We start from the raw sequence: 25221 nt of genomic DNA, 5'->3' as shown, positions 1-25221 counted from the left end.
GAGTATTATTTTCAAATCCCCATCGCAAGTCAACAAGTATCTTTGAATCTCGGTCAGACATTTCAGTACCTGACTTAAGGCATTTAAAACCCCAAAAACAACCCTCAGCCAACTGACCGAGGGTTACTTATTTCATTATTCAAAAACTTAATTAGCTCAATGCATCCAATGCATCATCCATTGAAAGAACTTCGTGGAAGACACGTTGTGTCAATTCAGTTTTTTGTTCTGGAGTGAGGTATTTAGTGTTTACACAGTATCCAGAGATACGTACGATAACGTCTTCTCCTGACATGATCTTTTCGTAAACATCGTTCAAGTCCATAACGTTCAAGTTAACGTGTTGTCCACCGTTTTCGAAGTAACCATCAAGGATTGTTACCAAGTTATCAACTTGTTCATCACGAGTCTTACCAAGAGCACGAGGTGATACTTGAGTTGTCAATGAGATACCGTCAGCGGCATAACCGAAGTCAAGGCTAGCAAGTGAGTTCAAGTTTTGCAACCATCCACCTTTAGCTTTGTTAGATGGGTTAGCACCTGGTGAGAAGAATTCAAGTTTAGACAAGTTCACAGAACCATCTTCGTTGAGGTATACACCTTTGTGTACTGGTGAGTTACCAGTTTGTTTAGAGTAAGCAACGTTAGATGTGATTGTCAAAAGTGATACAGTAGCTTCTGCGTCTTTGTAAAGTTTGTGGCTACGTAGACGAGTTGTGTAAGCTTCAATCAACCATTCTGCCAATTCGTTTGAACGTGGATCATCTTCACCCCAACGTGGGTATTCACCGATTGTTTCGTAATCGTAGATGTAGCCATTTTCATCACGGATTGGTTTAACTGTAGCGTATTTGATAGCTGACAATGTATCAACAGTGTTCGCAAATCCACAGATACCAAATCCCATGTTTGCACGTTGTTTAGTTGGCAAGAAGGCCATTTGAACAGCTTCGTAGTTGTACTTATCAGTCATGTAGTGGATGATGTTCAAAGCATCTACGTAAGTGTCAGTCAACCAGTCAAGAGATTTTTCAAAGTTAGCTTTAACTGATTCAAATTCAAGAACTTCATCACGAATAGGATCGATGTCAAATACTTTGTAGTCTTTGTGAACATCGTCGTAACCACCGTTCAAACCAGTAAGAAGGGCTTTCAATACGTTTACACGTGCACCGAAGTACTGGATGTTGTGGCGTTGTTCTTCATTTTCTGGGTCAAGTGGAGACACACAGCATGAGATACAGCTCATTTCACCGTATCCGTCTTTAGCCATTGTTGTTACACCTTCGTATTGGATAGAAGAGTGTTTGTGGCTCATGTGCATACAGTAGCGACGGAAGTTGTATGGCAATTTGTCAGTCCAAAGAACTGTCAAGTTTGGTTCTGGTGAGTTACCAATGTTGTCAAGAGTGTTCAAGAAACGGTAGTCCATCTTAGTAACACGGTGACGACCGTCGTTACCCATACCAGCCATAGAAGTTGTGATGAAAGTTGGGTCACCTGAGTACAATTGGTCATAAGCTTTAGTACGAGCAAATTTAACTGTACGAAGTTTCATAACGAAATCATCAACAAATTCTTGGATTTCTGATTCAGTAAATGTACCACGAGCAAGGTCACGTTCTGCAAAGATGTCAAGCACGATTGGCACACGTCCTAGAGATGTTGCAGCACCGTTGATAACACGGCAGACAGCCATGAAGGCGATGTTCACCCATTGGATAGCTTCTTTGACGTTCATCGCTGGTTTGCGAACGTCAACACCGTAAAGGTCACCCAAGCGAACAACTTGTTGCAATGCTTGGTATTGAAGGTTTACTTCTTCACGAAGACGGATTGTTTCTTCATCAATTTCTTTAATTGCATTCCAGTCGTTTACTTTTTCTTGCATCAAGTAGTCTGCACCGTAAAGAGCAAGACGTGCGTAAACACCGATGATACGTCCACGTGAGTAAGCATCTGGAAGACCAGTTACAGTGTGAGCGTGACGAGCACGACGGATATTTGAAGTGTAAGCGCGGAAGATACCGTCGTTAACTGTTGTTACGTATTTAGTAAAAATTTCGTGAACAGCTGGATCTGGTTCGTATCCATTTTCTTTCAAAGTAGTTTCAGCCATACGGATACCACCTTTTGGCATGAAGTTCAATTTGAAGAGTTCATCGTTTTGGATACCATAGATAACTTCGTTTTCTTTGTCGATAAATCCTGCAGGGATATCAGCGATAGATGTTGGACGAGTGTCCATTGGGAAACGAGTTTCTTCGTAGTGAGCCTTAGTTTCTTCTACAATTTTTTTGATGTGAAGTGAACGTTCTGTTGGTCCTGCAAGGAAGCTTTCGTCTCCATCGTAAGGTGTGTAGTTAGCTTGTACGAAGCGTGATACACTTGCTTTTTCTTTCCAATCTACGCCTTTGAAGCCTTCCCAAGCTTTGTCAAAAATATCTTGTGCTTCAACAACTGTCTTAACAACCATGTTAATGTCCTCTTTTTTCTTTCTAGTAACAGTCATCTGTTACATTCATGAGACAAGTATACCACACAGTAACCGATTTCAACAAGTAACAAACCCCTGTTTTTACACTTTCTTTTCTAAAACAGTCTATATTTCGCCCTAAACTGTATTATATTTTTGAAAAAAATATACCCTTTTTTCCTTTTTTCAGAAAAAAGGGTATAATAAAAGAAAATAAGCTGTAAAAAAGGTGCTAGGCATGTTGATTTTTCCCTTATTGAATGATTTATCAAGAAAAATCATCCATATTGACATGGATGCCTTTTTTGCTGCGGTGGAAATCAGGGACAATCCTAAACTCAGAGGAAAACCTGTCATTATAGGAAGCGACCCTCGGCAAACAGGTGGACGGGGAGTCGTTTCTACCTGTAGCTATGAGGCACGAGCTTTTGGTGTTCATTCTGCCATGAGTTCCAAGGAAGCTTATGAACGTTGTCCTCAGGCCGTCTTTATCTCAGGGAATTATGAGAAATACAAGTCTGTAGGCCTCCAGATTCGAGCTATTTTTAAGCGCTATACAGATTTGATTGAACCTATGAGTATTGACGAAGCCTATTTGGATGTAACAGAAAATAAACTGGGGATTAAGTCAGCAGTCAAAATCGCTCGCCTCATTCAAGAGGATATATGGCAAGAACTTCATTTAACTGCTTCTGCCGGTGTTTCCTACAACAAATTCTTGGCTAAAATGGCTAGCGATTATCAAAAACCTCATGGTTTGACAGTGATTCTACCTGACCAAGCTGAGGATTTTCTCAAACAAATGGATATTTCCAAGTTTCATGGAGTAGGAAAAAAGACGGTGGAACGTCTTCATCAAATGAGCGTTTTTACCGGCGCTGATCTACTTGAAGTTCCTGAAGTGACCCTAATAGACCGTTTTGGAAGACTGGGCTATGACCTTTATCGAAAGGCTCGTGGTATCCACAATTCCCCAGTCAGATCCAATCGTATCCGTAAATCAATCGGGAAAGAGAAAACCTATGGAAAGATACTCCGTGCCGAAGAAGACATCAAAAAAGAGCTGACTCTTCTATCAGAAAGAGTCGCGCTCAATCTCAGTCAGCAAGAAAAAGCTGGAAAAATTGTCATTCTGAAAATCCGCTACGAGGACTTTTCAACTCTTACTAAACGAAAAAGTCTCGCTCAAAAAACACAGGATGCTAGTCAGATAAGCCAAATTGCCCTGCAACTCTATGAAGAATTAAGCGAGAAAGAAAGAGGTGTCCGCCTGTTGGGGATTACCGTGACTGGATTTTAAACCCTTGAGGGGAGCTTCATTAGTTTGAATCAAATGAGGTTGGAACAACAGCGTTTCAGCCTCATTCTGTTTTAGAAATAATGTTCAGAGCGTGATAGCTAATTACTAAAATAGTTCGAGGAACTACCTTAAATTGCTGACCAGCATTCAACAGGCTGTGCCAGCCTTATTCACATTTTAGACTCTAAAAAATCCTAATTCAAGAAAACTTCTTTCCCTCACCACTCTCTTGCTAGAAAACTGAATGTTCTTGAAAAATATAGTTTAGTTTGAATTCCTACCGCATTTTTACTGGGATAAATTCTATAATTTTCAAGAAATATTTCATCACTTCCCTAAAAAATAATATCTATAAGAGAAGGAACATTCCCACGCATATACTTGGACTACAATATTTTTTGACATTTTATTGATCAAAAAGCGCACTTGGTTTTAATTAAGTATTAACTCCAACACTTAAAACTAAGAATGTGAGACAGATTTCAAATAGTTCCTAGTAAAAAACTTTTTCTCATAAGTGGTAAGTGTTGACACCTTCATTTTTATTTGTTAAACTAAAAAACATAAAATACCGAATAGTCGGTTTTTAAAAGGGATTTAACATGAAAAAATCTATGCTAGAAAAAACAATCGATTATATTGCAAAACAAGATCAACGAGTACGTCAACAACAAATACGTCATCACGAAGCCATTAAAAAGCAAAGAATACAGCAAAAAGAACAGTTTTATCGATTAACACAAGGAGAGAGCGGTATCCGACATTCTCGTTTGGGAGTGAAATGTGGGTATGCTACAATTACTGGCGGGCTCATCACTACTTTGTTTAGTCCTTGGAATGGTTTAGGAATAATGACCATCGGTGGGATTACAGTTCTCTCAAACTTGTATCACATCAAACGTATAGAAGCAAAATTAAAAAAGTAGAGTGGTTTTCTTAAGAATGAGACTTGTTAGACTGCTCAAATATTACCTTTTCTTCTTTTTTTGATAAAATAAATTTAATAAAACAGAGAGAAGGAACTTAATGGTCGCAAAAACAGAAAAATCTCAAGCAATGATTGAAAAAATTTTATCAACAGCTTCACAGCTTTTTATTCACAATGGCTATGAAAAAACAAGTGTACAAAACATAGCGCAAACAGCTAGCATTTCAAAAGGGGCCATTTATCACCATTTTCAATCAAAAGATGAAATTTTTTTTGCAGTTTTAAAACAGCGTTATCAATTGATGGAAAAGGAATTGCTAGACTGGCTTGAATCCACCAGTCATTTAACTGGAAGAGAACAGCTCAAAGAAACCTTTCAGTTTAGTTTAAAAAGTCAGAAAACTAACTACGAAATGTTGAATCACGCACCTCTTGATGCGGAGTTCATGCTGACTATTATCCGTTACAATCTGCGTATAGGAACTCCCCTTATTGCAGATATTATAAAAAAAGGAATAGAAGATCAGTCCATCCACCCCATCCCCTTCCCTAATGAAGCGGCCGAGACAATCTTGCTTTTGACTAACTTTTGGGTTGAAGGGAGTATTTTTGAAAATTCTTCCGAAAAAATTGTCGATCGGATTTATTTTTTACAATTTATGCTTCAATCTATCGGACTGGATATTTTTGATGAATCTTTAATTCAAGAAATTTTAAGTCAATCAAATTAAATACCATCTTTTAGTTTACGTTTAAACCTGTGGACAAACGGAGGGCAAGACGACAGAATAACGCAATAAAATATAAACTAAACAATTATAAAAATAGGATAGTTTTCCAAATATTTTTTTGGCGAACTATCCTATTTTATTCTATTTTCAACTTATACAAATAAACGGACAAAGCTATAAAGTAGCAAGATACTACCAAGCACGATACGGTATTTACCAAAAAGGGTAAAGTCGTGTTTTTTCACATAGCTGGTCAAGAAACGAATAGCGACCATACTGACTGCAAAGGCTACTCCCATCGCAACCAAGAGCAAGAACAATTGCCCAAAGCTCAAGAGTTGTCCTGCTTTTACAAATTTGAAAATCTTTAAGGCACTAGCTCCAAACATAACTGGAATTCCAAGATAGAAGGTGAATTCCGTTACAACAGAACGACTGGTTCCATTCAACAAACCACCGACAATCGTTGCTCCAGAACGGCTTGTCCCTGGTAAAAGGGCAAGAACCTGGAAGAGACCGATATAGAAGGCTGTCGTATAAGGAAGTTTATCTAACTCTGTCACACTTGGCTCGATAGCACGCGCTTTATTGCGCTTTTCCAAATAGATAAAGGCAATCCCATAGATAATCAACATGAGAGCAACAGAAACCATGTTATGGAAATGGGTATCGAACCAATCATCAAACTTAAAGACGGCAAGTAAAGGCAAAGTTGCAATCAAGACCTTCAACCATAGTCTCCAAGTCTTACGAACTTCCTGCTTGTCCTTAGTCGGTTTGAAAGGATTGAGCTTATTAAAGTAAATGACCATAACCGCCAAAATCGCACCTAGTTGAATTACAACATTAAACATGGACATAAAGGCTTCGTTTTGATTTTGATATTGGATAAATTCCTCTGCTAAAATCAAGTGACCTGTACTTGAAATGGGCAACCATTCCGTAATTCCTTCAACAATCCCGAAGAAGATAGATTTTAAAATTTCAATAAGATACATAGATTACTCCTTTTTTTCTATCTTCCATTATAGCATATTTTTCAGCCTATGGCAGTTCTCTTTAAAAGGCTCCGATACTGCCGCCACCTCCGCCTCCAGAGAAGCCACCGCCAGAACTTCCACTTCCAGAAGATACGGAGTAGGTGCTTGCTGTATTTGCGACACTAGCATAATGGCTCATTTGCGCGCTTGAATGATAAAACATACTGTGCCAGCCATAAGCTACATAGAGATTGATATCTGGATTTTCTACTTGGATGTGATGAACCTTCATCAAATGGCTGACCTTGTCCGCATAGCCAAATAAGGTCGCATAGACCAAGAGGCGATTCCAGACCACAATGCTTTCCAGCTCAGCCTGATCCAATCGTGCAATCTCACGCAACATATTTTCAAAACTGGTCCAGAGATAGTAGACTTCTGCCCCTGCTTCATTTAGGACACCATCACGATTATCTAATCGAAGCTTCCAATAATAGAAAACAGCCAAAACCAAACCTAGAAAACCAAGTATTGGCAAAGGGAGGTAAAGATAGCCATAAACGTCCAAACTGTACAAGAATAGACCAAATCCGATAAATAATGGTAGGATAGTAGAAAGTCCCATCCCCACTTGCAAGACCTTTTCCAAACCAGTTAAAGGTCGATAGTAATCTGGGAGCCCCCAGAAGGAAACTCGATTTCGCACTCCTTCTTGCATCTCTTTTAATACTGCTTCGAAAGAAGATTTGAGCTGATTCCCTCTTGCTTGAATTCGTTTTTCATCAGAGGCTCTTGCCCCACGATAAAGACTATCAGATACCTTGTAATCCGCAAATAAATTTGAAAGAGTTGTTTCTTTTTTGCCTGAAAAGGCCAGATTTAGACAGTCTATCTCAAAACTTGACAAACCATCTTCTTTTACCAGCCTCAAACCAACTGCATCGCCTTCTGAAATGATAGAGACATTCCCACGGTCTATCACATCTAACAAGGTAGCTTGGACAAGTTGATCAAAAGTGAATTTACCAGCTCCTTTGGTTAGAGGATTCACTTCCTCTAAAGAGGTCGAGTAGACAGCCTCTGATAAAACCATAGGCTCTAATTCCATTGGTGGTTCATAGAGACGATGATTTTTGGCATATTTGACTGAAGGAGTGGTCTTTCTTCTATATATGAAATAGAAGCAGACGCTCAATAACAAGGATATAGAAAGTAGCAAAGGAAATACCCAAGTAAGGAGTTGTTTACTCTGATCTTTTTCTCTAACAATCGACTCTTCTATCTTATTAAATTCTTCTAAACGATTTCCTTTCAAGCCCTGATCCCTAGCGCTAGCAAAATCGGTCTGAGGCCAGTAGGCATGCAACTCAACTCCACGCTTAGCCGGCAGATTTTCCAAACGAATAGTATAATCAAGGTTACTCTTTTCAACCGTTCCCTCTCTAAAGAGTTTCCCTGTATGGAAAAAGAGTTTTTCAGCCCCCTTATCTCCCCTTACATGAAATTCAAACTTTCCAATAGCCCCTGAACTGTCTGTTAAAGGCTGCCAATTTAATTCAGCAATGTCATCATATAGAAAAAGCAAATTCTTTAAATTCCAGGTAAGGTCAACTTCAACTATGTCGCCATCTTGACCTGGATTATAAACTTTAACAGTATAACCATCTGCTCCTTCTATCACTTCGCTAGTAACATCTGTCAGTTCAGCACCATTTTTCGCAGCCTGAACCTTTGGATGAGGATCAATGTCAAATCCACTAGGCATCTTGCCAGCACGTCCAAGTCCCACGATTTGGCCCTTAAAGTCCTCCTCAAACTGGTAAACTATCTTCTGTCTAAATTCTGCTGTATTGTCTGCATGAATATACAAATCCCCTTGATAAGAGTTTATCTTGAAATCAATGGCAAAAACAGAGAATGGCAGAAGGCAAAACAAGCCTAACACTAGTAAGAAAAAAGTTTTTTTCATCAACTAAGCCCCCTTTTTATCTTTGCTATCATTATATCATTTTTTCTCAAGTAAGGGCTTACCTGTATTGAAAAATAGAGTTTTTTTCGATAAAATAGGAGACAGTTATTTTTTAATAGATTAGAAATAGGAGAAATCATGAGAAAAATATACTTATCTATTTTCACAAGTCTCTTGCTGATGCTGGGATTTGTTAATGTTGCCCAAGCCGATGAATATTTACGCATCGGAATGGAAGCAGCATATGCTCCCTTTAACTGGACTCAGGATGATGATAGCAATGGAGCTGTCAAAATCGATGGGACCAACCAGTATGCCAACGGATACGATGTTCAAATCGCCAAGAAAATCGCTAAGGACTTAGGTAAAGAACCTTTGGTTGTTAAAACCAAGTGGGAAGGTCTAGTCCCTGCCCTCACTTCTGGTAAGATTGACATGATTATCGCAGGTATGAGTCCAACTGCCGAACGCAAACAAGAAATTGCCTTTTCAAGCAGTTACTACACTAGCGAACCCGTTCTACTAGTCAAAAAAGATTCTGCCTACGCAAATGCTAAATCTTTGGATGACTTTAATGGTGCGAAAATCACTTCTCAACAAGGTGTCTACCTCTACGACTTGATTGCACAAATCTTAGGTGCTAAAAAAGAAACAGCTATGGGAGACTTCGCTCAAATGCGCCAAGCTCTTGAGGCTGGTGTCATCGATGCCTATGTTTCTGAACGCCCAGAAGCTCTGACTGCTGAAGCTGCTAACTCTAAGTTCAAGATGGTCCAAGTAGAACCAGGTTTCAAAACTGGGGAAGAAGATACAGCTATCGCCATTGGACTTCGTAAAGATGACAATCGTATTAGCCAAATCAATGCCAGCATCGAAACCATTTCAAAAGATGACCAAGTTGCCTTGATGGATCGTATGATCAAGGAACAACCTGCCGAATCTACAACAACTGAAGAGACTAGCAGTAGTTTCTTCAGCCAAGTCGCTAAAATTCTTTCTGAAAACTGGCAACAACTCTTGCGTGGTGCTGGTATCACTCTTTTAATCTCTATCATCGGAACCATCACAGGTCTCATTATTGGACTTGCCATTGGTGTCTTCCGTACTGCTCCTCTATCTGAGAATAAAGCCATTTATAGCCTACAAAAACTAGTCGGCTGGATCCTCAATGTCTACATTGAAATTTTCCGTGGTACACCTATGATTGTTCAATCGATGGTCATCTACTATGGAACTGCCCAAGCTTTCGGTATCAACCTTGATCGCACACTGGCTGCTATCTTCATCGTTTCGATTAACACTGGTGCCTACATGACTGAAATCGTCCGTGGTGGTATCCTAGCGGTTGACAAGGGACAATTTGAAGCCGCTACTGCTCTTGGTATGACCCATAACCAAACCATGCGTAAGATTGTCCTACCTCAGGTAGTCCGTAACATCCTACCCGCAACTGGTAATGAGTTTGTCATCAATATCAAAGATACATCTGTATTGAACGTTATCTCTGTTGTCGAACTTTATTTCTCAGGAAATACCGTGGCAACACAAACCTATCAATACTTCCAGACATTTACAATCATCGCCGTGATTTACTTTGTCCTCACCTTCACCGTAACACGTATCCTACGCTTCATCGAGCGCCGAATGGACATGGATACCTATACTACAGGTGCTAACCAAATGCAAACGGAGGATTTGAAATAATGACCCAAGCAATCCTTGAAATTAAACACCTCAAAAAATCCTACGGACAAAACGAAGTGCTAAAAGACATTTCTCTCACTGTCCACAAGGGAGAGGTCATCTCTATCATCGGAAGCTCTGGAAGCGGGAAATCGACCTTCCTACGCTCCATTAACCTACTTGAAACACCAACTGATGGACAAATCCTTTATCATGGACAAAACGTCCTCGAAAAAGGCTACGACCTCACGCAATACCGTGAAAAGTTGGGAATGGTTTTCCAATCCTTTAACCTCTTTGAAAATCTCAACGTTCTTGAAAACACAATAGTCGCTCAGACAACAGTCCTTAAACGTGAACGCACAGAAGCTGAAAAGATTGCCAAAGAAAACCTTGAAAAAGTCGGCATGGGAGAACGCTACTGGCAAGCCAAACCAAAACAACTCTCAGGTGGTCAAAAACAACGTGTGGCCATCGCTCGTGCCCTCTCCATGAATCCAGACGCTATTCTCTTTGATGAACCAACATCAGCTCTCGATCCAGAAATGGTTGGAGAAGTCCTTAAAATCATGCAGGAACTGGCCCAAGAAGGCTTGACTATGATTGTAGTGACTCACGAAATGGAATTCGCTCGTGATGTCTCTCACCGTGTTATCTTTATGGATAAGGGTGTCATTGCTGAAGAAGGAAAACCAGAAGACCTCTTCACCAATCCTAAAGAAGACCGAACAAAAGAGTTCCTTCAACGCTATCTCAAATAAAAAGAAAAGGCTGCATCAATCGTGCAGTCTTTTTGCTTGGTCAAAATGAAAAGGCAGACTCTACTCAAGAATCCACCATTATCCAAAGATTAATCTTCAAATTTTTCATGATTTTTTTCATAGAAATCAATTAAACCTAGAGCTGTTTCAAATGAAATATTTTTTACTTTCGCACGACCCTGCGCTAGAGCAATGATAGACATTTCACGCGCATTCGTTTCTTTAGAGATACGGTAGCCTGTGATTTTCTTATCACGAACCCAGCCAACAACTGATTCTACTTTTTCAAAGTTTGACTTAGCCATGTTCTTCTCCTATTTTCTTCTTTACGATATATTATTCTATACGTTTTTATGTCTTTTGTCAATAAAAAAACATATATTCAATAAAATAAATGATTTAGTTTTTTCTTACTTCTTTTTTAAAGCCGATAATATATAGGTTTTTAGTTGCTATAACCCATTAGTAAGCGCCCCAAAAACAATTGAATTATTAAACTTTAAATTCGCAAAAATATTCATCGAGAAAAAATACCAGTTTCTCAATAGGATAAACAGGAGTCATATTCTACATCTTCATTTTAATCTATAAGGTTGTCAAAGAGAATCTTCCTTTTCGGACTATCTCATATCTATTTTATCCTTTCTATTTCCTTTGGTTCCCTTCCTGTTACTATTTAACTTTTTTAACCGGTACAATTGACTTATCTCATCAAATTTTGCATATTCTTATAACACACCGCTATTACAATCAGCATTTAGAATAGCACTTCCTAGTATTCCAAATGTTCTACTCGCCTCATATTACTGCTATCATATACTATATTCAATCAACTCACCAAATCTACTTTATAAGCATTGATTATTTTTTCTAATTCCTATTATATTTAATCAAACTTAAAATTAGATATATATAAAATATGGTATTCTAAAAAATAACCCTATATATAACAAGTCATTCTTCTTTATTATTATAAGCTGAAATAAAAAATAATAGGTGCTATAGTGAGTTGTAGTAGAAATAGCACGATAGATTTCCTAAGTCCATAGGAATCGCCCCCTTTCTTCACCCTCATTATAACACCTATACATCAGTTGTGCAAATAATATGATATTTTTTTATTAGTCCTCAGACAAGCATATTATAGAGCGTTTCATTACCATTTAAGTTAATATAAGCTGGATCAAAACCTTCCATTCTACGGATCAAACCTGCATAATCATGCTTATCTGCTAAGGCAATCCCAATCAATACAGGCCCTGTACCCTTGCTAGCTCGTTTGATATACTCAAAACGTGTGATATCATCATTTGGCCCCAAGATATCATTTACAAACTCACGCAAAGCTCCTGGACGCTGTGGAAAATTGACCACAAAGTAATGCTTGATGCCATCATAAATCAAGGCACGTTCTTCCATTTCTGGCATACGGTTGATATCATTATTTCCTCCAGAAATGATACAACAAATGGTTTTCCCCTTGATATATTCAGCTAAAACCTCTAGAGAGGCGATACTAGCTGCTCCAGCAGGCTCTGCAACAATCCCTTGCTTAGAGTAGAGATCAATCAAAGTTTCAGAAATCAATCCCTCATCGACACCTACCAAAGTTTGAACATGTTGACGAGTTGCCTCATAGGTCAACTGACCTACCTTTTGTACAGCAATCCCATCCGCAAATTTGTCAATTTCTTTGAGTTTGACAGGCCCACCAGCTTCAAAGGCAGCCTTCATGGAACGTGCCCCATTAGCCTCTACCCCAATGACTTCAATCTCTGGACTTGTTTCCTTGATATAGGTAGAAACCCCAGCAATAAGACCGCCACCTCCAACAGGAACCAAGACAGCATCAAAATCAATCGATTCTTTTCGAGCTTCTTCTAAAATCTCATAAGCAACGGTCCCTTGACCAGCTTGAACATGGGCATCATCAAATGGATCAATAAAGGTACGATTTTCAGAAACTGTAAATTCTTGAGCTGCTTTAGCTGAGGCATCAAAGGTATCTCCAACTAGTTTAATGGTTACGAAATCCCCACCAAAAAAGCGAACTTGACCAATCTTTTGTTGCGGAGTGGTAATGGGCATAAAAATAGTAGCAGGAATCTTCATTTCATTACAAGTATAGGCTACTCCCTGCGCATGATTTCCCGCAGAAGCGCAGACTACCCCACGTTCACGCTCTTCCTTGCTGAGCTGGGAAATGGCATAATAAGCACCACGGATCTTAAAAGAACGAACACGCTGGGCATTTTCTTTTTTCAAATAAATCTTAGCACCATACTTCTCCGATAAATAATGGTCGTAATCCAGTGGGGTATTCACAACCACACCGTTCAAGACTTTATGAGCCTTGATGATATCTTTTGAACTTAACATCTTTTTCTCCTAGACTATTTCATACTTATACTCTTCGAAAATTAAATTCAAACCACGTCAGCTTCACCTTGCCGTACTCAAGTACAGCCTACGGCTAGCTTCCTAGTTTGCTCTTTGATTTTCATTGAGTATTATCTCAATCCATCCTCTTAAAAAGAGAGATGAATTGATTATAAAAGCGAGTTAGTCCCCCAACTCGCCTTCACCTTAATTTCTATCAATTAGTTATAGATTTTAAATGCATCATCGTCGTTTTTACCAACGAAAGGCATTGCTTTACGCAATTCTGCACCAACTTTTTCAATTTCAAGGTTAGCTGCTTGTTCGCGGTAAGCAGTCAATTTTGGACGTCCAGCTTTGTAGTCATTTACAAAGTCATTTGCAAATTTACCATTTTGGATGTCTGCCAAGACAGCTTTCATGTTTTCTTTAACTTGTTCAGTGATTACACGTGGACCTGATACATAGTCACCGTACTCAGCAGTGTTTGAAATTGATTGACGCATTTTCTTGAATCCACCTTCGTAGATCAAATCAACGATCAATTTCATTTCGTGAAGAACTTCAAAGTAAGCCAATTCTGGAGCGTAACCTGCTTCTGTCAAGACTTCGAAACCTGCTTCGATAAGGGCAGTCAAACCACCACAAAGTACAGCTTGTTCACCAAACAAATCTTCTTCAGTTTCTTCTTTGTAAGTTGTTTCAAGAAGACCTACACGAGCTGCTCCAACACCTTTACACCAGTCCATAGCAATGTTTTTAGCATTTCCTGTTGCATCTTGATATACTGCGTAAAGAGCTGGAACACCAAATCCTTCTTCATAAGTACGACGTACCAAGTGTCCTGGTCCTTTAGGTGCACACATGAAAACATCTACATCCGCAGGAACTTTGATAAATTCAAAGTGGATGTTAAAACCATGAGCAAATCCAACTGCGTTTCCAGCTTCCAAGTTTGGCGCGATTTCTGCTTCGTACAATTCTTGTTGGATTTCGTCTGGTGCCAAAATCATGATAACGTCAGCCAATTTAGTTGCTTCTGATACTGTGTAAGTGTCAAATCCATCTTCTTTTGCTTTATCAAAAGATTTACCTGGACGTACACCGATAATGACATCATGACCTGAATCACGCAAGTTTTGAGCATGCGCATGTCCTTGCGAACCATAACCGATAACGGCGATTTTTTTACCGTCAAGTGCTGCTACTTTAACATCTTTTTCGTATTCCATTTGAACTGCCATAGTTTTTTCTCTCTTTTCTATTATTTATTACCTTTTAGGCCGGTTTAACAAATTTAAGTTGGATTTTTAATCACGGGTAAATCCAGTTGCACCAGTTCGAGCAATATTACGAATACCATATGGTCGAATAACTCTCAATAGAGCTTCACTCTTTTCAGCATTTCCTGTCATCTGAATGGTAATCGAGCTTGGTGCTACGTCTACAACTGTTGCACGGAAAGGTTGAATAATCGCTAGAATCTCAGCTCGCTTCTCAGCTGGCGCTGACATCTTAACCAAAATCACCTCGCGCTCCAAATGAGGCTTGTCTGTAATATCACGAATGCGAATCACATCAATCTGACGATTGAGTTGCTTGATGATTTGCTCCACTTCATCATGTGAAGCTACATCAATAATAATGGTGATGCGTGATACATTCGGATCTTCTGTCGCTCCAACAGAGATGCTTTCGATATTAACCTGACGACGAGATAGGACACCTGTAAAGCGATTGAGGACTCCTGATCGATTTTGTAGTTTTGCTGTTAACATTCTACGCATGGAACTTCACCCCCAACATCTCATGATTACTCTTACCAGCTGGTACCATTGGTAACACCTGTTCCTTACGAGAAATATCTACCTCGATTAGCATAGGTACATCCTCAGTGATCACTTCAAGATCTTGAGCCAAGGTCTCAGGATTGTCAAACTTATAGTTTTTAATACCGTAAGCTTGCGCCATCAATTGGAAATCAGGAAGGGTATCAAAGACCGATTCTGATGTTCTGCCTTCATAGAAGGATTCCTGCCACTGGCGAACCATTCCAAGTGAGTGGTTGTTTAGCATAACCACCTTGATTGGCACCTTGTAAATGTTCAAAATAGCCAATTCCTGGTTAGTCATTTGGAAACCGCCATCTCCAACAAACAAGACAACTTCCTTATCTGGGTTAGCAATTTTAGCCCCAATTGCTGCTGGAATTCCGAATCCCATCGTTCCCAAACCACCTGAAGTCACTAACTGACGTTCATTTTGGTAGGGATAATACTGAGCTGTCCACATTTGGTGTTGACCAACGTCTGTTACCACAATGGCATCTCCATTAGTTAATTCACCAATTCGTTCAATAACAGCTTGCGGCTGAACCACACGCTCTTTCTTGTCATAAGAACGAACGCGGTTTTTGTCTTTAGTAACTTTTTCAATCCATTTCTCAGTATTGTTATGAACTGTCGGCTCAGCCAGCAACATTTGCAAGGCTTTCTTAGCATCTCCAACTACTGGAATATCTGCACTGATAATCTTGCCAATCTCGGCAGGGTCAATATCAATGTGGGCAACCTTGGCATTCTTAGCGAAGGTCTTAGGATTTCCTGTCAAGCGGTCATCGAAACGGCAACCAATACTAATCATAAAGTCCGCTTCCGTCATGGCAATATTAGCTGCGAATGACCCGTGCATACCGCCCATTCCAAGGAAGAGTGGGTGACTCGTTGCAATCGTACCTTGCCCCAAAAGACTGGTTACCACTGGAATTTGATAGCGTTCTGCAAATTCATTTAATTCTGCAGCTGCTTCAGCATAGCTAATTCCACCACCAGCAAGCAAGACTGGCTTTTTAGCCTTGGACAATTGCTTCAAGATTTTCTTGATTTGCATATCATTTGGCTCAAGAGTCGGTTGATAGCTTGGTAGGTTCACTTCTGGTGAATAAATGAAGTCTGTTTCCAAAGCAGATACGTCTTTAGGTAGGTCAATGACGACTGGCCCTGGTCGACCTGTAGTCGCGATATGGACAGCTTCCGTAATGATACGCGGAATATCAGCTGTCTCACGAACTTGGTAATTGTACTTAGTGATTGGCATGGTAATTCCCACGATGTCTGCCTCCTGAAAGGCATCCTTCCCAATCCCTGCTCGCGCCACCTGACCTGTAAAGACCAAAAGGGGAACGCTATCGCTCATGGCATCCGCAATCCCTGTAATGGCATTTGTTGCTCCCGGTCCGCTAGTGACGACGGCAACACCCAACTTTCCAGTTGATTTAGCATAACCTTCAGCTTCATGCAAACAACCTTGCTCATGGCGTCCTAAAATGTGGCGAATGCCTTTAAAATTATATATCGCATCATAAAAAGGCAAGACTGCACCACCAGGATAACCAAAGATGGTATCAATTCCTAAATCACGAAGTGTTTCCAAAACTAGGTCCGACCCCGTCTTAGGAGATTCTAAACTGATTTTCTCCATTGTTCCCCTTTCTTTCCTCTTAAAAATAACTTGTTACTATCATACCATTTTTTCAAGATTTTTCAAGAGAAAAGAAGAAATTTTCTGAATTTTCTATTTTAACGTTTATTTATGAATGTTATTTTTGTTTTTATTAAAAAAGATACCGATTTCATTTACTATCAAATAAAAAAGAACTGATTTCTCAGTCCTTCATTAATCTTATTCCACACTAAATAGGTATGGGTAAACTGGTTGTTGGCCTTGGTGAATCTCAACTTCAACGTCTTCGAATTCTTCTGCGATTTCTTGGGCAATTTCATTGGCAAGTTCCTCGCTTCCATCTTCACCGATATAGAAGGTTACGATTTCACTGTCTTCATCCAACATATGTTTCAAGGTTTCTGTCAAGGTTTGGTGCATATCAGGGTTTGACACGAGGATTTTCCCATCCACCATACCAAGATTATCATTTTCATGGATTTCTAAACCATCAATGGTTGTATCACGAACGGCTGTTGTGACGCTTCCGCTAACGACATCGCTAAGAGCAGCAGTCATACGCTCTTGATTTTCTTCGATGGACTTGCTTGGATCAAAGGCAAGAAGACTTGTCAAACCTTGAGGAAGAGTACGAGCTTCTACCACTACTGCTGGTTGCTCCAAAACTTCCGCTGCAGATTGAGCTGCCATGAAGATGTTTTTATTGTTTGGCAGGAAGATGATGTTACGAGCGTTGACCTGTTCAACAGCCTTGATAAAGTCTTCAGTTGAAGGGTTCATGGTTTGACCACCTTCGATAACATAATCCACACCTTGAGAACGGAAGATATCTGCTAGACCTTTACCAGCCACTACAGCAATCAAAGCATACTCTTTTTCTTCAGCAGGCTTGCTAACTTGGGCAGCTTCTTTCTCAACCTGTGCTTCGTGTTGGTTGCGCATATTGTCAACTTTTACCTTGACCAAGCTACCATATTTAAGACCTTCTTGCATAACAAGTCCTGGATCTTCTGTATGGACATGGACTTTGACAATTTCATCATCATTGACAACAAGGAGAGAATCCCCAAGCTCATTCAAGTAGTTACGGAATTCGTCGTAGTCAAAATCTTTGGCATAGGTTGGACCTTGCTTAAGAGCTACCATGATTTCAGTACAGTAACCAAAGGTGATGTCCTCAGTCGCTACATGACCAGCTACAGACTTGTGGTGCTCTGCATTAATCATTTCACTCATGTTGGCAGGAGTCGCTACAAAGTCCTCAGATGCGATATATTCACCAGTAAGGGCTGAAAGGAAACCTTCGTAGATGAAGACCAGACCTTGACCACCTGAATCCACAACGCCAACTTCTTTCAATACTGGAAGCATGTCTGGCGTTTTAGCTAGAGCTGTTTTAGCACCTTCCAAGGCTGCGCGCATGACTTCAATAGCATCATCTGTTTGCTCAGCTTTTTTCTTAGCACCGATAGCAGCCCCACGAGAAACTGTCAAAATCGTTCCTTCAACAGGTTTCATAACTGCCTTATAGGCAACTTCCACACCTGATTGGAAGGCAAGGGCCAAGTCTTGACCTGTTAACTCGTCTTTATCCTTGATAGCTTGTGAAAATCCACGGAAAAGCTGAGACGTAATAACTCCTGAGTTCCCACGCGCACCCATCAAAAGACCTTTGGCAAGAATGCTCGCTACCTCTCCAACTGTAGAAGCTGGCTTGTCTGCAACTTCTTTAGCTCCATTTTCAATGGTCATTCCCATGTTTGTTCCAGTATCTCCATCTGGAACTGGAAAGACGTTTAATGAATTGACATATTCAGCTTGCTTATTCAAGCGAGTTGATGCAGCCTGCACCATTTCTTGAAATAAGCTAGTAGTAATTTTTGACACGGTTATTCTCCTACAACTTTGATATTTTGAATGTAGACATTTACAGTCTGAGCAGTAATTCCAAGTTGGTTTTCCAAACTAAAACGAACACGCTCTTGAATGTTTTTTGACACTTCGCTAATCTTTGTTCCGTAGCTCAACACGGTATATACATCAACTGCAATACTGCCATCTTCGGCTGCCTTTACGACAACACCTTTGGAATAATTTTCCTTACCTAGAAGGGCTTGGAAATTATCTTTGAGGGCATTTTTACTAGCCATACCGACCACACCAAAAATCTCAGTTGTTGCACCACCTACGATAGTTGCAATCACTTCATCTGTTAGTTCGATTTGACCATCTTTTGTATTAATTTTTACAGTCATCCTTTTTACCTCAACTAGTTGATACTCTATTTTATCATATTTCAGCCCAAGTGTAAAAGCAGAATACTGTCTCAGCGGATATTTACTCCGTTTTTCAAATGATTTTATACCCACAACAAAAGAAAAAAGACCCTAAGGTCTCCTTTGCTTTTATTATTAAACGCGTTCAACTTTACCTGATTTCAAAGCACGAGCTGAAGCCCAAACTTTTTTAGGTTTACCATCGATAAGAACAGTAACTTTTTGAAGGTTTGGTTTTACGGCACGTTTTGTTTGGTTCATCGCGTGTGAACGGTTGTTTCCTGATACAGTCTTACGACCTGTAAAGTAACATACTTTAGCCATTGTGTTTTCCTCCTATTAGATCTAATATAGCGGATGTGCTAGCACCACATACCGTACTATGTTATCACACTTTCTTCATTTTTGCAAGGGAATTGGAAGATTTTTTTATTTAACGTAGACAATTCCCAACTTTCCAAAAGCCACATCCCCACGGATAATCAAAGTTTTGCTGGTTGGGGCTAGAGAAGTATCTGCCTTGGCTACACCACAGAAAGTTTCCACCTTTAAATCAACTCTCCAATGTTGAGGAACATAGATAACTGCATTGCCAAAACCAACTTCCACTTTCAGTGTTGCACTATCACCTAACATCTCTGCATTGTCATAATATATCTTGGCATTCCCAAAACCAACTTCAACTTGGTCTTCTACCAATTCTTGGTCTTGCTTGTAGAAAGTCCCAGTCCCAAAAGCGACTTCCTTATCTGTAAGAATGGTCTTTTCACCATCATACCACCATTTTTTTCCATTCCAAGTTCTGTTAGAATGAGTGAGTGCGCTGACACCCATTACGATTAAAATACTAGCCCAAAATAAAGACTGATTTGGAATCGGTAAAATATCATAAAAGTGGTTAGCAATCATGAGGGCTACTAGAGCTGTAAAAGAGGCTGAGGTTAAGTGGCGACGTAACAAAGCTCCAACTGATTGGTAGGCAAAAAAAGCAATACCAATCAAGGGCCAAATTTGCCCTCCAAGAGAAGGGATTCCAAAATTTCCTTGTAATAATATTACAGCTGCAAAAATAAGCAACACAATACCAAATGCTTTCTTTTTCATGTTCTTACCTCATGTTTCTTAGATTTTCTTTTAGGAGGGATTGGTAATGCCGTGAGACATGAACCTCCTTGTGGGTCTGATAGAAGGAAATGGTGCCCGTTCCTGAAAAGGACTTGTCCACCGAATAGACTTGCCGAATATTAGCGATCGTTGACTTGGATACCCGACTAAAATAACGAGGAAGGATAGCCTCTAACTCATAGAGTTTAAGCCGAACTTCGTAGGCATCTTTCTGGGTATGGGCGTAAATCTTGTTCCCTTCTGTCTCAAAGAAGAGAATTTCCGACAAGTCCAGATAATATTCACCCGTCCCTTTGTAAAAAATCAACCTAGGAGACTTGGACTCTTGTAAGAGTCGCTGTAAATCCGCAATCTCATCTGTCAAGGCCGCTGCCTTGATGACAATTTCAGTTTCCTCTAAATTGCTATCAATTTCGATTCGTAACTTCATTCCATCTCCTTTCTGACTCTACTATATCAAAGGAAAAATAAGAAAACAAGAGCAAAAAAGCAAGTGGTTACTTTAGCCACGTAAGTGGTTCTAGGACCGCCTTAACTTACAGGTCAAAATAGAAAGAAAATCACACCCCACACAAGACCATAAATATAACCAACCACTACATCCTTGGGATAATGGACACCACCTAGGACTCTTACTAGACCGAGGATGGCTGATAAGATCAACAAGATAACCCCTACGGATAAACTAGCATGTAAGCAAGCCATGGAGATAATGGTGGCTGAAAAGACATGACGACTAGGCATAGACTGACCAGGACTATCTCTGTCTAGTAGCGGTACAATTTCCCAAACTTCATAAGGCCTAGGAGCATTGATTTTCTTACGGAGAAGGGACAACATCACAAAACCTGACGCAGGGACAAAAAAATACATCCAGATTTGTTTCCCAAGTCCTTCTTGGAAATAGGTGGCGACTAACAAGGTTAGATAAACTATAGGCATAACTACGGTCATGAACCGATTGAAAGCTCTTAACAAGCTCAGAAGAAAGGGCTTATTTTTAATCTTACCAGCAACGTGTCCATACCATTCTTGATAATTTTTCATATATTTTTTCATCACTTACTCAAATTTTGCTTATAGGGAAGCACTCGTCTTCTAGTATAGTGCAGAAAAAGAAGGCCGTCAAGCCTTCTTTCGATTTATTCTTCTGCTTCGTCTTCTGTAAACTGACTGTTATAAAGATCAGCGTAGAAGCCTCCTTGTGCCATCAACTCATCATGATTTCCTTGTTCGATGATATTGCCATCTTTCATGACAAGAATCAAATCAGCATTTCGGATAGTAGACAAGCGGTGGGCGATGACAAAGGAAGTTCTTCCCTCCATCAATCGGTCCATGGCTTTCTGGATCAATTCCTCTGTACGGGTATCAACCGAAGAGGTCGCCTCATCCAAAATCAAGAGCGGCGCATCTTTCAGCAAAGCACGAGCAATGGTCAAGAGTTGTTTTTGTCCGACAGACAAGGTCACTGTATCATCCAAGACGGTATCGTAACCATCTGGTAGAGTCATGATAAAGTGGTGAATCCCTACAGCCTTACTGGCTTCAATCACGCACTCATCACTAATCCCTATTTGGTTATAGATAAGATTGTCGCGAATGGTTCCTTCAAAGAGCCATGTATCCTGCAAGACCATTGAAAAGGCATCGTGTACTTCCGAACGCTTCATCTCCTTGGTATCCACACCATCAATGCGGATACTTCCCTTATCAATCTCATAGAACTTCATCAAAAGATTGACAATAGTTGTCTTACCAGCCCCAGTCGGTCCGACAATCGCAACCTTTTGACCTGCATGAGCGGTCGCAGAAAAGTCATGAATAATGGTTCGCTCTGGTGTATAACCAAAGGAGACTCGATCAAAGACCACTTGCCCTTTCATATCGCTCAATTGTCTTTCTTTATGAGATTCGTCTTCCATTTCCTCTTCAGCTAGGAATTCGAAGACACGCCCCATGGCTGCGCTAGCCTGCTGAAGACTAGTAATCCCTTGGGCAATTTGTGAAAGAGGCTGAGAAAAGATACGAACGTAGGCCATAAAGGCAACGATAATCCCGATACTAATCTGACCATTCAGAGCCAAGGCTGCGCCAACGATAATCACCAAGGCATAACTAAAGTTCCCAATGAACATCATAATCGGCATCATAATCCCTGAAATAAACTGAGATTTCCAGATACTGTCATACAGACGATGGTTTAATGTCGCAAATTCTTCTTTCGTGCTCTCGATAGCATTGTAACTGGTTACCACATTATGGCCAGAGTACATTTCTTCCACATAGCCATTGACAGCTGCCAAATCCTGTTGCTGACTCTTAAAGAATCCCTGTGATTTGCCCATAAAGACAGACACGAAAGCAAAACCAATGAGAGTTGAAACAACCGTCACCAAAGCTAAAATCCAGTTCATGCCAAACATGGTTACTAAGACCGCCACGACCAGTAAACTAGATGAGAGAACTGTTCCTAGACTTTGATTGAGGGACTGAGCTGCAGTGTCAACGTCATTGGTTACACGAGACAAGGTATCCCCTTGAGAGTGTCCATCAAAATATCTCAATGGTAGGCGATTGATTTTATCTGCAATAGCTGTTCTCAAACGCTCTGAAAAACGTTGAATGGCTGATGTAAACAGAAAGGCCTGCAAATAATTTGATAGAAGCCCGATTACATAGATGATGGCTAAAAAACTACCAATGGCCGCAACCGCAGCGACATCCACACTTGTTTCTAGACCACTTGCAATAATATTGGTCATTTCCTTGATACGGGTTGGCCCATATACAGTAATGATATTGGATAAGATTGTTGCTAGAAAGGCAATTAGAAGGGCAAACTGGAGACCTGCAAGATAGGGTTTACTCTGTTTCCAGAGCGACAGTTTTTTATTTTCCATGTTCCAATTCCTCCTTCGATAATTGTGAATAGGCAATTTCTTGGTAAACTTCGTTATTATCTAGAAGTTCCTTGTGGGTGCCTTGTCCCACGACTTTTCCTTGATCCAAGACCAAAATCAAATCTGCATCCATAATCGTTGAAATACGCTGTGCAACGATAAGCTTGGTCATAGACTTGGTTTTCTCTGCTAGTTCTTGGCGTAGGACACGGTCTGTCTTATAGTCCAAGGCCGAGAAGGAATCATCAAAGATGAGGATTTCTGGCTTACGAGCCAAGGCACGCGCAATGGCCAGACGCTGTCTTTGACCACCTGAGAAGTTGGTTCCTCCTTGGGCCACTTCTGACTCTAAGCCCGCTTCCTTGTCTTCGATAAAGTTCTTAGACTGGGCCAACTCCAAGGCTTGCCACATAGCCTGCTCGCTAAGTGGTGTTTCTTGACTCTGTCCAAAGTCCAAATTGCCCTTAACATCACCTGAAAAGAGAACCGCTTTCTGAGGAATATAACCAACCTTGTTGCGCAAATCTTCTAAGGCACAGTCTTGAACATTGACACCGTCCACCAGAATTTCTCCTTCTGACACATCGTAGAAACGTGGAATCAGATTGACCAGAGTTGATTTACCAGAACCTGTTGACCCAATAAAGGCCACTGTTTGACCAGCTTCTGCTCTAAAGCTAACATTCTCAATGACCACCTCCGAATTTGCCGCATAGCGGAAGGTCACATCCTTAAACTCGACCTGACCTTTGAGGTTTTCGTCAGCCAACTGCACTTGAGCAGGATTTTGGATAGAAGAATGCAAATCTAAAACCTGATTAATCCGCTTGGCAGAGACCATGGTTCGAGGAAGAACGATGAAGAGCGCCCCCATGAGAAGGAAGCCCATAACAACCTGCATGGCATAAGACATGAAAACAATCATGTCACTAAAGAGAGGCAGACGCGCTATCGGAGCAGCGTCGTTAATCACATAGGCCCCAATCCAGTAAATCACCACACTCAAACCACTTGAAATCCCCATCATGATAGGGTTCAAAATAGCCATAAGACGGTTGACAAACAAATTCAAGCGTGTCAATTCATCATTTGCTACCGCAAATTTTTCATTTTGGTAATCCTCTGCATTGTAGGCGCGAACGACACGAATACCTGTTAAACTCTCACGAGTAATACTGTTCAGTTTATCAGTCAGACTTTGAATCAAGGACTGTTTCGGAAAGGCTAGCGTCATCAAAACTGTTGTCATCAAAACGTTGACAATCACTGCCACAAGTACGGCCCAGAGCCAGTATTCTGAATGACCTAAAATCTTCCCGATAGCCCAGATAGCCATAATTGGACCACGAGTAACTACTTGCAAGCCCATAGTAATCAACATCTGAACCTGAGTAATATCATTGGTAGTACGAGTTAGAAGACTGGGAATAGAGAATTTCTTAATCTCTGTCTGCGAGTAGTCTAAAACTCGGTTAAAAATATCACTTCTCAGCCTACTAGTATAGGAAGCAGCTACTCTGGACGCAAAAAATCCAACTGCAACTGCGGACAAGAAGGCAAGAAAGGACATTCCAACCATCATACTTGCTGGCTGCCACAACTCATCTAAATTAGTTCCTTGAGTTCCCAGTAAATCCGTGATTTTAGAGATATAGGTCGGCACTTCCAACTCCAGATAGACCGAAAAACAGGTAAAGAGAATGGCTAGTAAAATCATCCCCCATTCTTTTCCACTAATTCGTTTGGCTAATTTATTCATTCTCTCCTCCTATTCCCTTGATATTTTCCTGTAGTTGACCGAGAACTTTCTCAAAAATCAGTAATTCATCTTCATCAATGTCTTCCATCAACTGCTTTTCAATGCGTTCAAAGAAGGCCTTGATCTGTTGCATCTGAGAACGTGATTTTTCCGTCAGACGAACAAATTTAGCCCGCTTATCGCTAGGACTCGCCTCCAGTTCCACCAAACCATTTTGCACCATACGCTTGACCAAATTACTAGCAACAGACTTGGTAATATTGAGTTCTTGCTCGATATCCTTAATCAAGACCAAGTCTTGGTTTTTCTCACGATTATCCAAAAAACGCACAACCTGACCTTGAGGCCCACCCATAAATTCAATACCACAACGTTTGGCTTCCTTTTGCACCATCAGGTGAATCTGATGACCAAAACGCTTAAAAACTAACATCGGTTTATCCATACTAACTCCTTTCTAACTATCACATTTAGTTCTCCTAGGAACTA

At 40.3% G+C, this 25221-nt stretch carries 22 protein-coding genes; 5 read left to right on the top strand and 17 right to left on the bottom strand.

Features of this window, described 5'->3' with window-relative positions; all coding sequences use genetic code 11:
- Nucleotides 1–151: 151 nt before the first annotated feature.
- On the bottom strand, nt 152–2476 hold the full coding sequence (gene pflB / locus HT734_RS03010) for a formate C-acetyltransferase (RefSeq protein ID WP_173277712.1): 2325 nt from the start codon (nt 2474–2476) through the stop codon (nt 152–154).
- 238 nt (nt 2477–2714) lie between these two features.
- Between pflB and dinB the strand changes: the two genes are divergently transcribed.
- The 3 genes from dinB (at nt 2715) to HT734_RS02995 (ending at nt 5435) form a co-directional block, all read left to right on the top strand.
- Nucleotides 2715–3776 (top strand): DNA polymerase IV, encoded by a 1062-nt coding sequence (dinB, locus tag HT734_RS03005; protein WP_033680751.1) that lies wholly within the window; start codon nt 2715–2717, stop codon nt 3774–3776.
- Between the two features lie 602 nt (nt 3777–4378).
- On the top strand, nt 4379–4702 hold the full coding sequence (locus HT734_RS03000) for a hypothetical protein (protein WP_061758870.1): 324 nt from the start codon (nt 4379–4381) through the stop codon (nt 4700–4702).
- Between the two features lie 100 nt (nt 4703–4802).
- Nucleotides 4803–5435 carry a TetR/AcrR family transcriptional regulator gene (locus HT734_RS02995; protein WP_061758871.1) on the top strand — a complete coding sequence of 211 codons (633 nt, stop codon included), beginning with the start codon at nt 4803–4805 and terminating at the stop codon, nt 5433–5435.
- Nucleotides 5436–5587: 152 nt separating this feature from the next.
- Here HT734_RS02995 and HT734_RS02990 read toward each other — a convergent pair whose 3' ends face one another.
- Complete coding sequence (locus HT734_RS02990; protein WP_173277604.1) at nt 5588–6433, bottom strand: undecaprenyl-diphosphate phosphatase; 846 nt, start codon at nt 6431–6433, stop codon at nt 5588–5590.
- 61 nt (nt 6434–6494) lie between these two features.
- Nucleotides 6495–8384, bottom strand: a complete 1890-nt coding sequence (locus HT734_RS02985; protein ID WP_061758873.1) for a DUF2207 domain-containing protein — start codon at nt 8382–8384, stop codon at nt 6495–6497.
- 138 nt (nt 8385–8522) lie between these two features.
- On the opposite strand from HT734_RS02985, the gene HT734_RS02980 reads away from it, so the two are divergent.
- Both HT734_RS02980 and HT734_RS02975 read left to right on the top strand, forming a co-directional pair.
- Nucleotides 8523–10088: an ABC transporter substrate-binding protein/permease gene (locus HT734_RS02980; RefSeq protein ID WP_061758874.1), complete on the top strand. Its 1566-nt coding sequence runs from the start codon at nt 8523–8525 to the stop codon at nt 10086–10088.
- The gene (locus tag HT734_RS02975) at nt 10088–10828 is read left to right on the top strand and encodes an amino acid ABC transporter ATP-binding protein (RefSeq protein WP_033680755.1); all 741 of its coding nucleotides are present in this window, start codon (nt 10088–10090) and stop codon (nt 10826–10828) included. The genes HT734_RS02980 and HT734_RS02975 overlap by 1 nt, the downstream gene beginning before the upstream one ends.
- Before the next feature lie 89 nt (nt 10829–10917).
- Here HT734_RS02975 and HT734_RS02970 read toward each other — a convergent pair whose 3' ends face one another.
- The 14 genes from HT734_RS02970 to HT734_RS02905 form a co-directional block, all read right to left on the bottom strand.
- Nucleotides 10918–11133, bottom strand: coding sequence for a hypothetical protein (locus HT734_RS02970; protein WP_001130036.1), 216 nt, complete (start codon nt 11131–11133; stop codon nt 10918–10920).
- Nucleotides 11134–11956: 823 nt separating this feature from the next.
- Nucleotides 11957–13207, bottom strand: coding sequence for a threonine ammonia-lyase IlvA (ilvA, locus tag HT734_RS02965; protein WP_000952975.1), 1251 nt, complete (start codon nt 13205–13207; stop codon nt 11957–11959).
- Between the two features lie 221 nt (nt 13208–13428).
- On the bottom strand, nt 13429–14451 hold the full coding sequence (gene ilvC, locus HT734_RS02960; RefSeq protein ID WP_061758875.1) for a ketol-acid reductoisomerase: 1023 nt from the start codon (nt 14449–14451) through the stop codon (nt 13429–13431).
- A 66-nt stretch (nt 14452–14517) separates the two neighbouring features.
- Nucleotides 14518–14994 (bottom strand): acetolactate synthase small subunit, encoded by a 477-nt coding sequence (gene ilvN, locus HT734_RS02955; RefSeq protein ID WP_001253803.1) that lies wholly within the window; start codon nt 14992–14994, stop codon nt 14518–14520.
- On the bottom strand, nt 14987–16687 hold the full coding sequence (locus tag HT734_RS02950) for an acetolactate synthase large subunit (RefSeq protein WP_000411735.1): 1701 nt from the start codon (nt 16685–16687) through the stop codon (nt 14987–14989). Before HT734_RS02950 ends, ilvN begins: the two co-directional genes overlap by 8 nt.
- A gap of 201 nt (nt 16688–16888) precedes the next feature.
- On the bottom strand, nt 16889–18556 hold the full coding sequence (locus HT734_RS02945) for a DAK2 domain-containing protein (RefSeq protein ID WP_173277606.1): 1668 nt from the start codon (nt 18554–18556) through the stop codon (nt 16889–16891).
- A gap of 2 nt (nt 18557–18558) precedes the next feature.
- Entirely contained in the window at nt 18559–18924 is a 366-nt protein-coding gene (locus HT734_RS02940) for an Asp23/Gls24 family envelope stress response protein (protein ID WP_033680760.1), read from the bottom strand.
- Between the two features lie 156 nt (nt 18925–19080).
- Nucleotides 19081–19269, bottom strand: coding sequence for a 50S ribosomal protein L28 (gene rpmB, locus HT734_RS02935; protein ID WP_001140948.1), 189 nt, complete (start codon nt 19267–19269; stop codon nt 19081–19083).
- A 105-nt stretch (nt 19270–19374) separates the two neighbouring features.
- Nucleotides 19375–20049, bottom strand: a complete 675-nt coding sequence (locus HT734_RS02930; RefSeq protein WP_049539213.1) for a membrane protein — start codon at nt 20047–20049, stop codon at nt 19375–19377.
- Between the two features lie 4 nt (nt 20050–20053).
- Nucleotides 20054–20500, bottom strand: a complete 447-nt coding sequence (locus HT734_RS02925; RefSeq protein ID WP_000776604.1) for a LytTR family DNA-binding domain-containing protein — start codon at nt 20498–20500, stop codon at nt 20054–20056.
- 113 nt (nt 20501–20613) lie between these two features.
- Nucleotides 20614–21117, bottom strand: coding sequence for a phosphatase PAP2 family protein (locus HT734_RS02920; RefSeq protein ID WP_173277608.1), 504 nt, complete (start codon nt 21115–21117; stop codon nt 20614–20616).
- Between the two features lie 95 nt (nt 21118–21212).
- Nucleotides 21213–22973 carry an ABC transporter ATP-binding protein gene (locus HT734_RS02915; RefSeq protein ID WP_173277611.1) on the bottom strand — a complete coding sequence of 587 codons (1761 nt, stop codon included), beginning with the start codon at nt 22971–22973 and terminating at the stop codon, nt 21213–21215.
- Nucleotides 22963–24732 (bottom strand): ABC transporter ATP-binding protein, encoded by a 1770-nt coding sequence (locus HT734_RS02910; protein ID WP_173277613.1) that lies wholly within the window; start codon nt 24730–24732, stop codon nt 22963–22965. The genes HT734_RS02915 and HT734_RS02910 overlap by 11 nt, the downstream gene beginning before the upstream one ends.
- Entirely contained in the window at nt 24725–25177 is a 453-nt protein-coding gene (locus tag HT734_RS02905; RefSeq protein WP_061758882.1) for a MarR family transcriptional regulator, read from the bottom strand. The genes HT734_RS02910 and HT734_RS02905 overlap by 8 nt, the downstream gene beginning before the upstream one ends.
- Nucleotides 25178–25221 lie beyond the last annotated feature (44 nt).

This window comes from Streptococcus sp. k-90 (assembly GCF_013277565.1).
In the GTDB taxonomy this organism is placed as follows: domain Bacteria; phylum Bacillota; class Bacilli; order Lactobacillales; family Streptococcaceae; genus Streptococcus.
Note: the sequence above shows the minus strand (reverse complement) of the source record. Positions and strands in the feature narration are given on the sequence as shown.

Bases quoted from the DNA above. Each gene is read 5' to 3' on its own strand.
- pflB (WP_173277712.1), bottom strand. From the start codon at position 2,476: ATGGTTGTTAAGACAGTTGTTGAAGCACAAGATATTTTTGACAAAGCT.
- dinB (WP_033680751.1), top strand. From the start codon at position 2,715: ATGTTGATTTTTCCCTTATTGAATGATTTATCAAGAAAAATCATCCAT.
- HT734_RS03000 (WP_061758870.1), top strand. From the start codon at position 4,379: ATGAAAAAATCTATGCTAGAAAAAACAATCGATTATATTGCAAAACAA.
- HT734_RS02995 (WP_061758871.1), top strand. From the start codon at position 4,803: ATGGTCGCAAAAACAGAAAAATCTCAAGCAATGATTGAAAAAATTTTA.
- HT734_RS02990 (WP_173277604.1), bottom strand. From the start codon at position 6,433: ATGTATCTTATTGAAATTTTAAAATCTATCTTCTTCGGGATTGTTGAA.
- HT734_RS02985 (WP_061758873.1), bottom strand. From the start codon at position 8,384: ATGAAAAAAACTTTTTTCTTACTAGTGTTAGGCTTGTTTTGCCTTCTG.
- HT734_RS02980 (WP_061758874.1), top strand. From the start codon at position 8,523: ATGAGAAAAATATACTTATCTATTTTCACAAGTCTCTTGCTGATGCTG.
- HT734_RS02975 (WP_033680755.1), top strand. From the start codon at position 10,088: ATGACCCAAGCAATCCTTGAAATTAAACACCTCAAAAAATCCTACGGA.
- HT734_RS02970 (WP_001130036.1), bottom strand. From the start codon at position 11,133: ATGGCTAAGTCAAACTTTGAAAAAGTAGAATCAGTTGTTGGCTGGGTT.
- ilvA (WP_000952975.1), bottom strand. From the start codon at position 13,207: ATGTTAAGTTCAAAAGATATCATCAAGGCTCATAAAGTCTTGAACGGT.
- ilvC (WP_061758875.1), bottom strand. From the start codon at position 14,451: ATGGCAGTTCAAATGGAATACGAAAAAGATGTTAAAGTAGCAGCACTT.
- ilvN (WP_001253803.1), bottom strand. From the start codon at position 14,994: ATGCGTAGAATGTTAACAGCAAAACTACAAAATCGATCAGGAGTCCTC.
- HT734_RS02950 (WP_000411735.1), bottom strand. From the start codon at position 16,687: ATGGAGAAAATCAGTTTAGAATCTCCTAAGACGGGGTCGGACCTAGTT.
- HT734_RS02940 (WP_033680760.1), bottom strand. From the start codon at position 18,924: ATGACTGTAAAAATTAATACAAAAGATGGTCAAATCGAACTAACAGAT.
- rpmB (WP_001140948.1), bottom strand. From the start codon at position 19,269: ATGGCTAAAGTATGTTACTTTACAGGTCGTAAGACTGTATCAGGAAAC.
- HT734_RS02930 (WP_049539213.1), bottom strand. From the start codon at position 20,049: ATGAAAAAGAAAGCATTTGGTATTGTGTTGCTTATTTTTGCAGCTGTA.
- HT734_RS02925 (WP_000776604.1), bottom strand. From the start codon at position 20,500: ATGAAGTTACGAATCGAAATTGATAGCAATTTAGAGGAAACTGAAATT.
- HT734_RS02920 (WP_173277608.1), bottom strand. From the start codon at position 21,117: ATGAAAAATTATCAAGAATGGTATGGACACGTTGCTGGTAAGATTAAA.
- HT734_RS02915 (WP_173277611.1), bottom strand. From the start codon at position 22,973: ATGGAAAATAAAAAACTGTCGCTCTGGAAACAGAGTAAACCCTATCTT.
- HT734_RS02910 (WP_173277613.1), bottom strand. From the start codon at position 24,732: ATGAATAAATTAGCCAAACGAATTAGTGGAAAAGAATGGGGGATGATT.
- HT734_RS02905 (WP_061758882.1), bottom strand. From the start codon at position 25,177: ATGGATAAACCGATGTTAGTTTTTAAGCGTTTTGGTCATCAGATTCAC.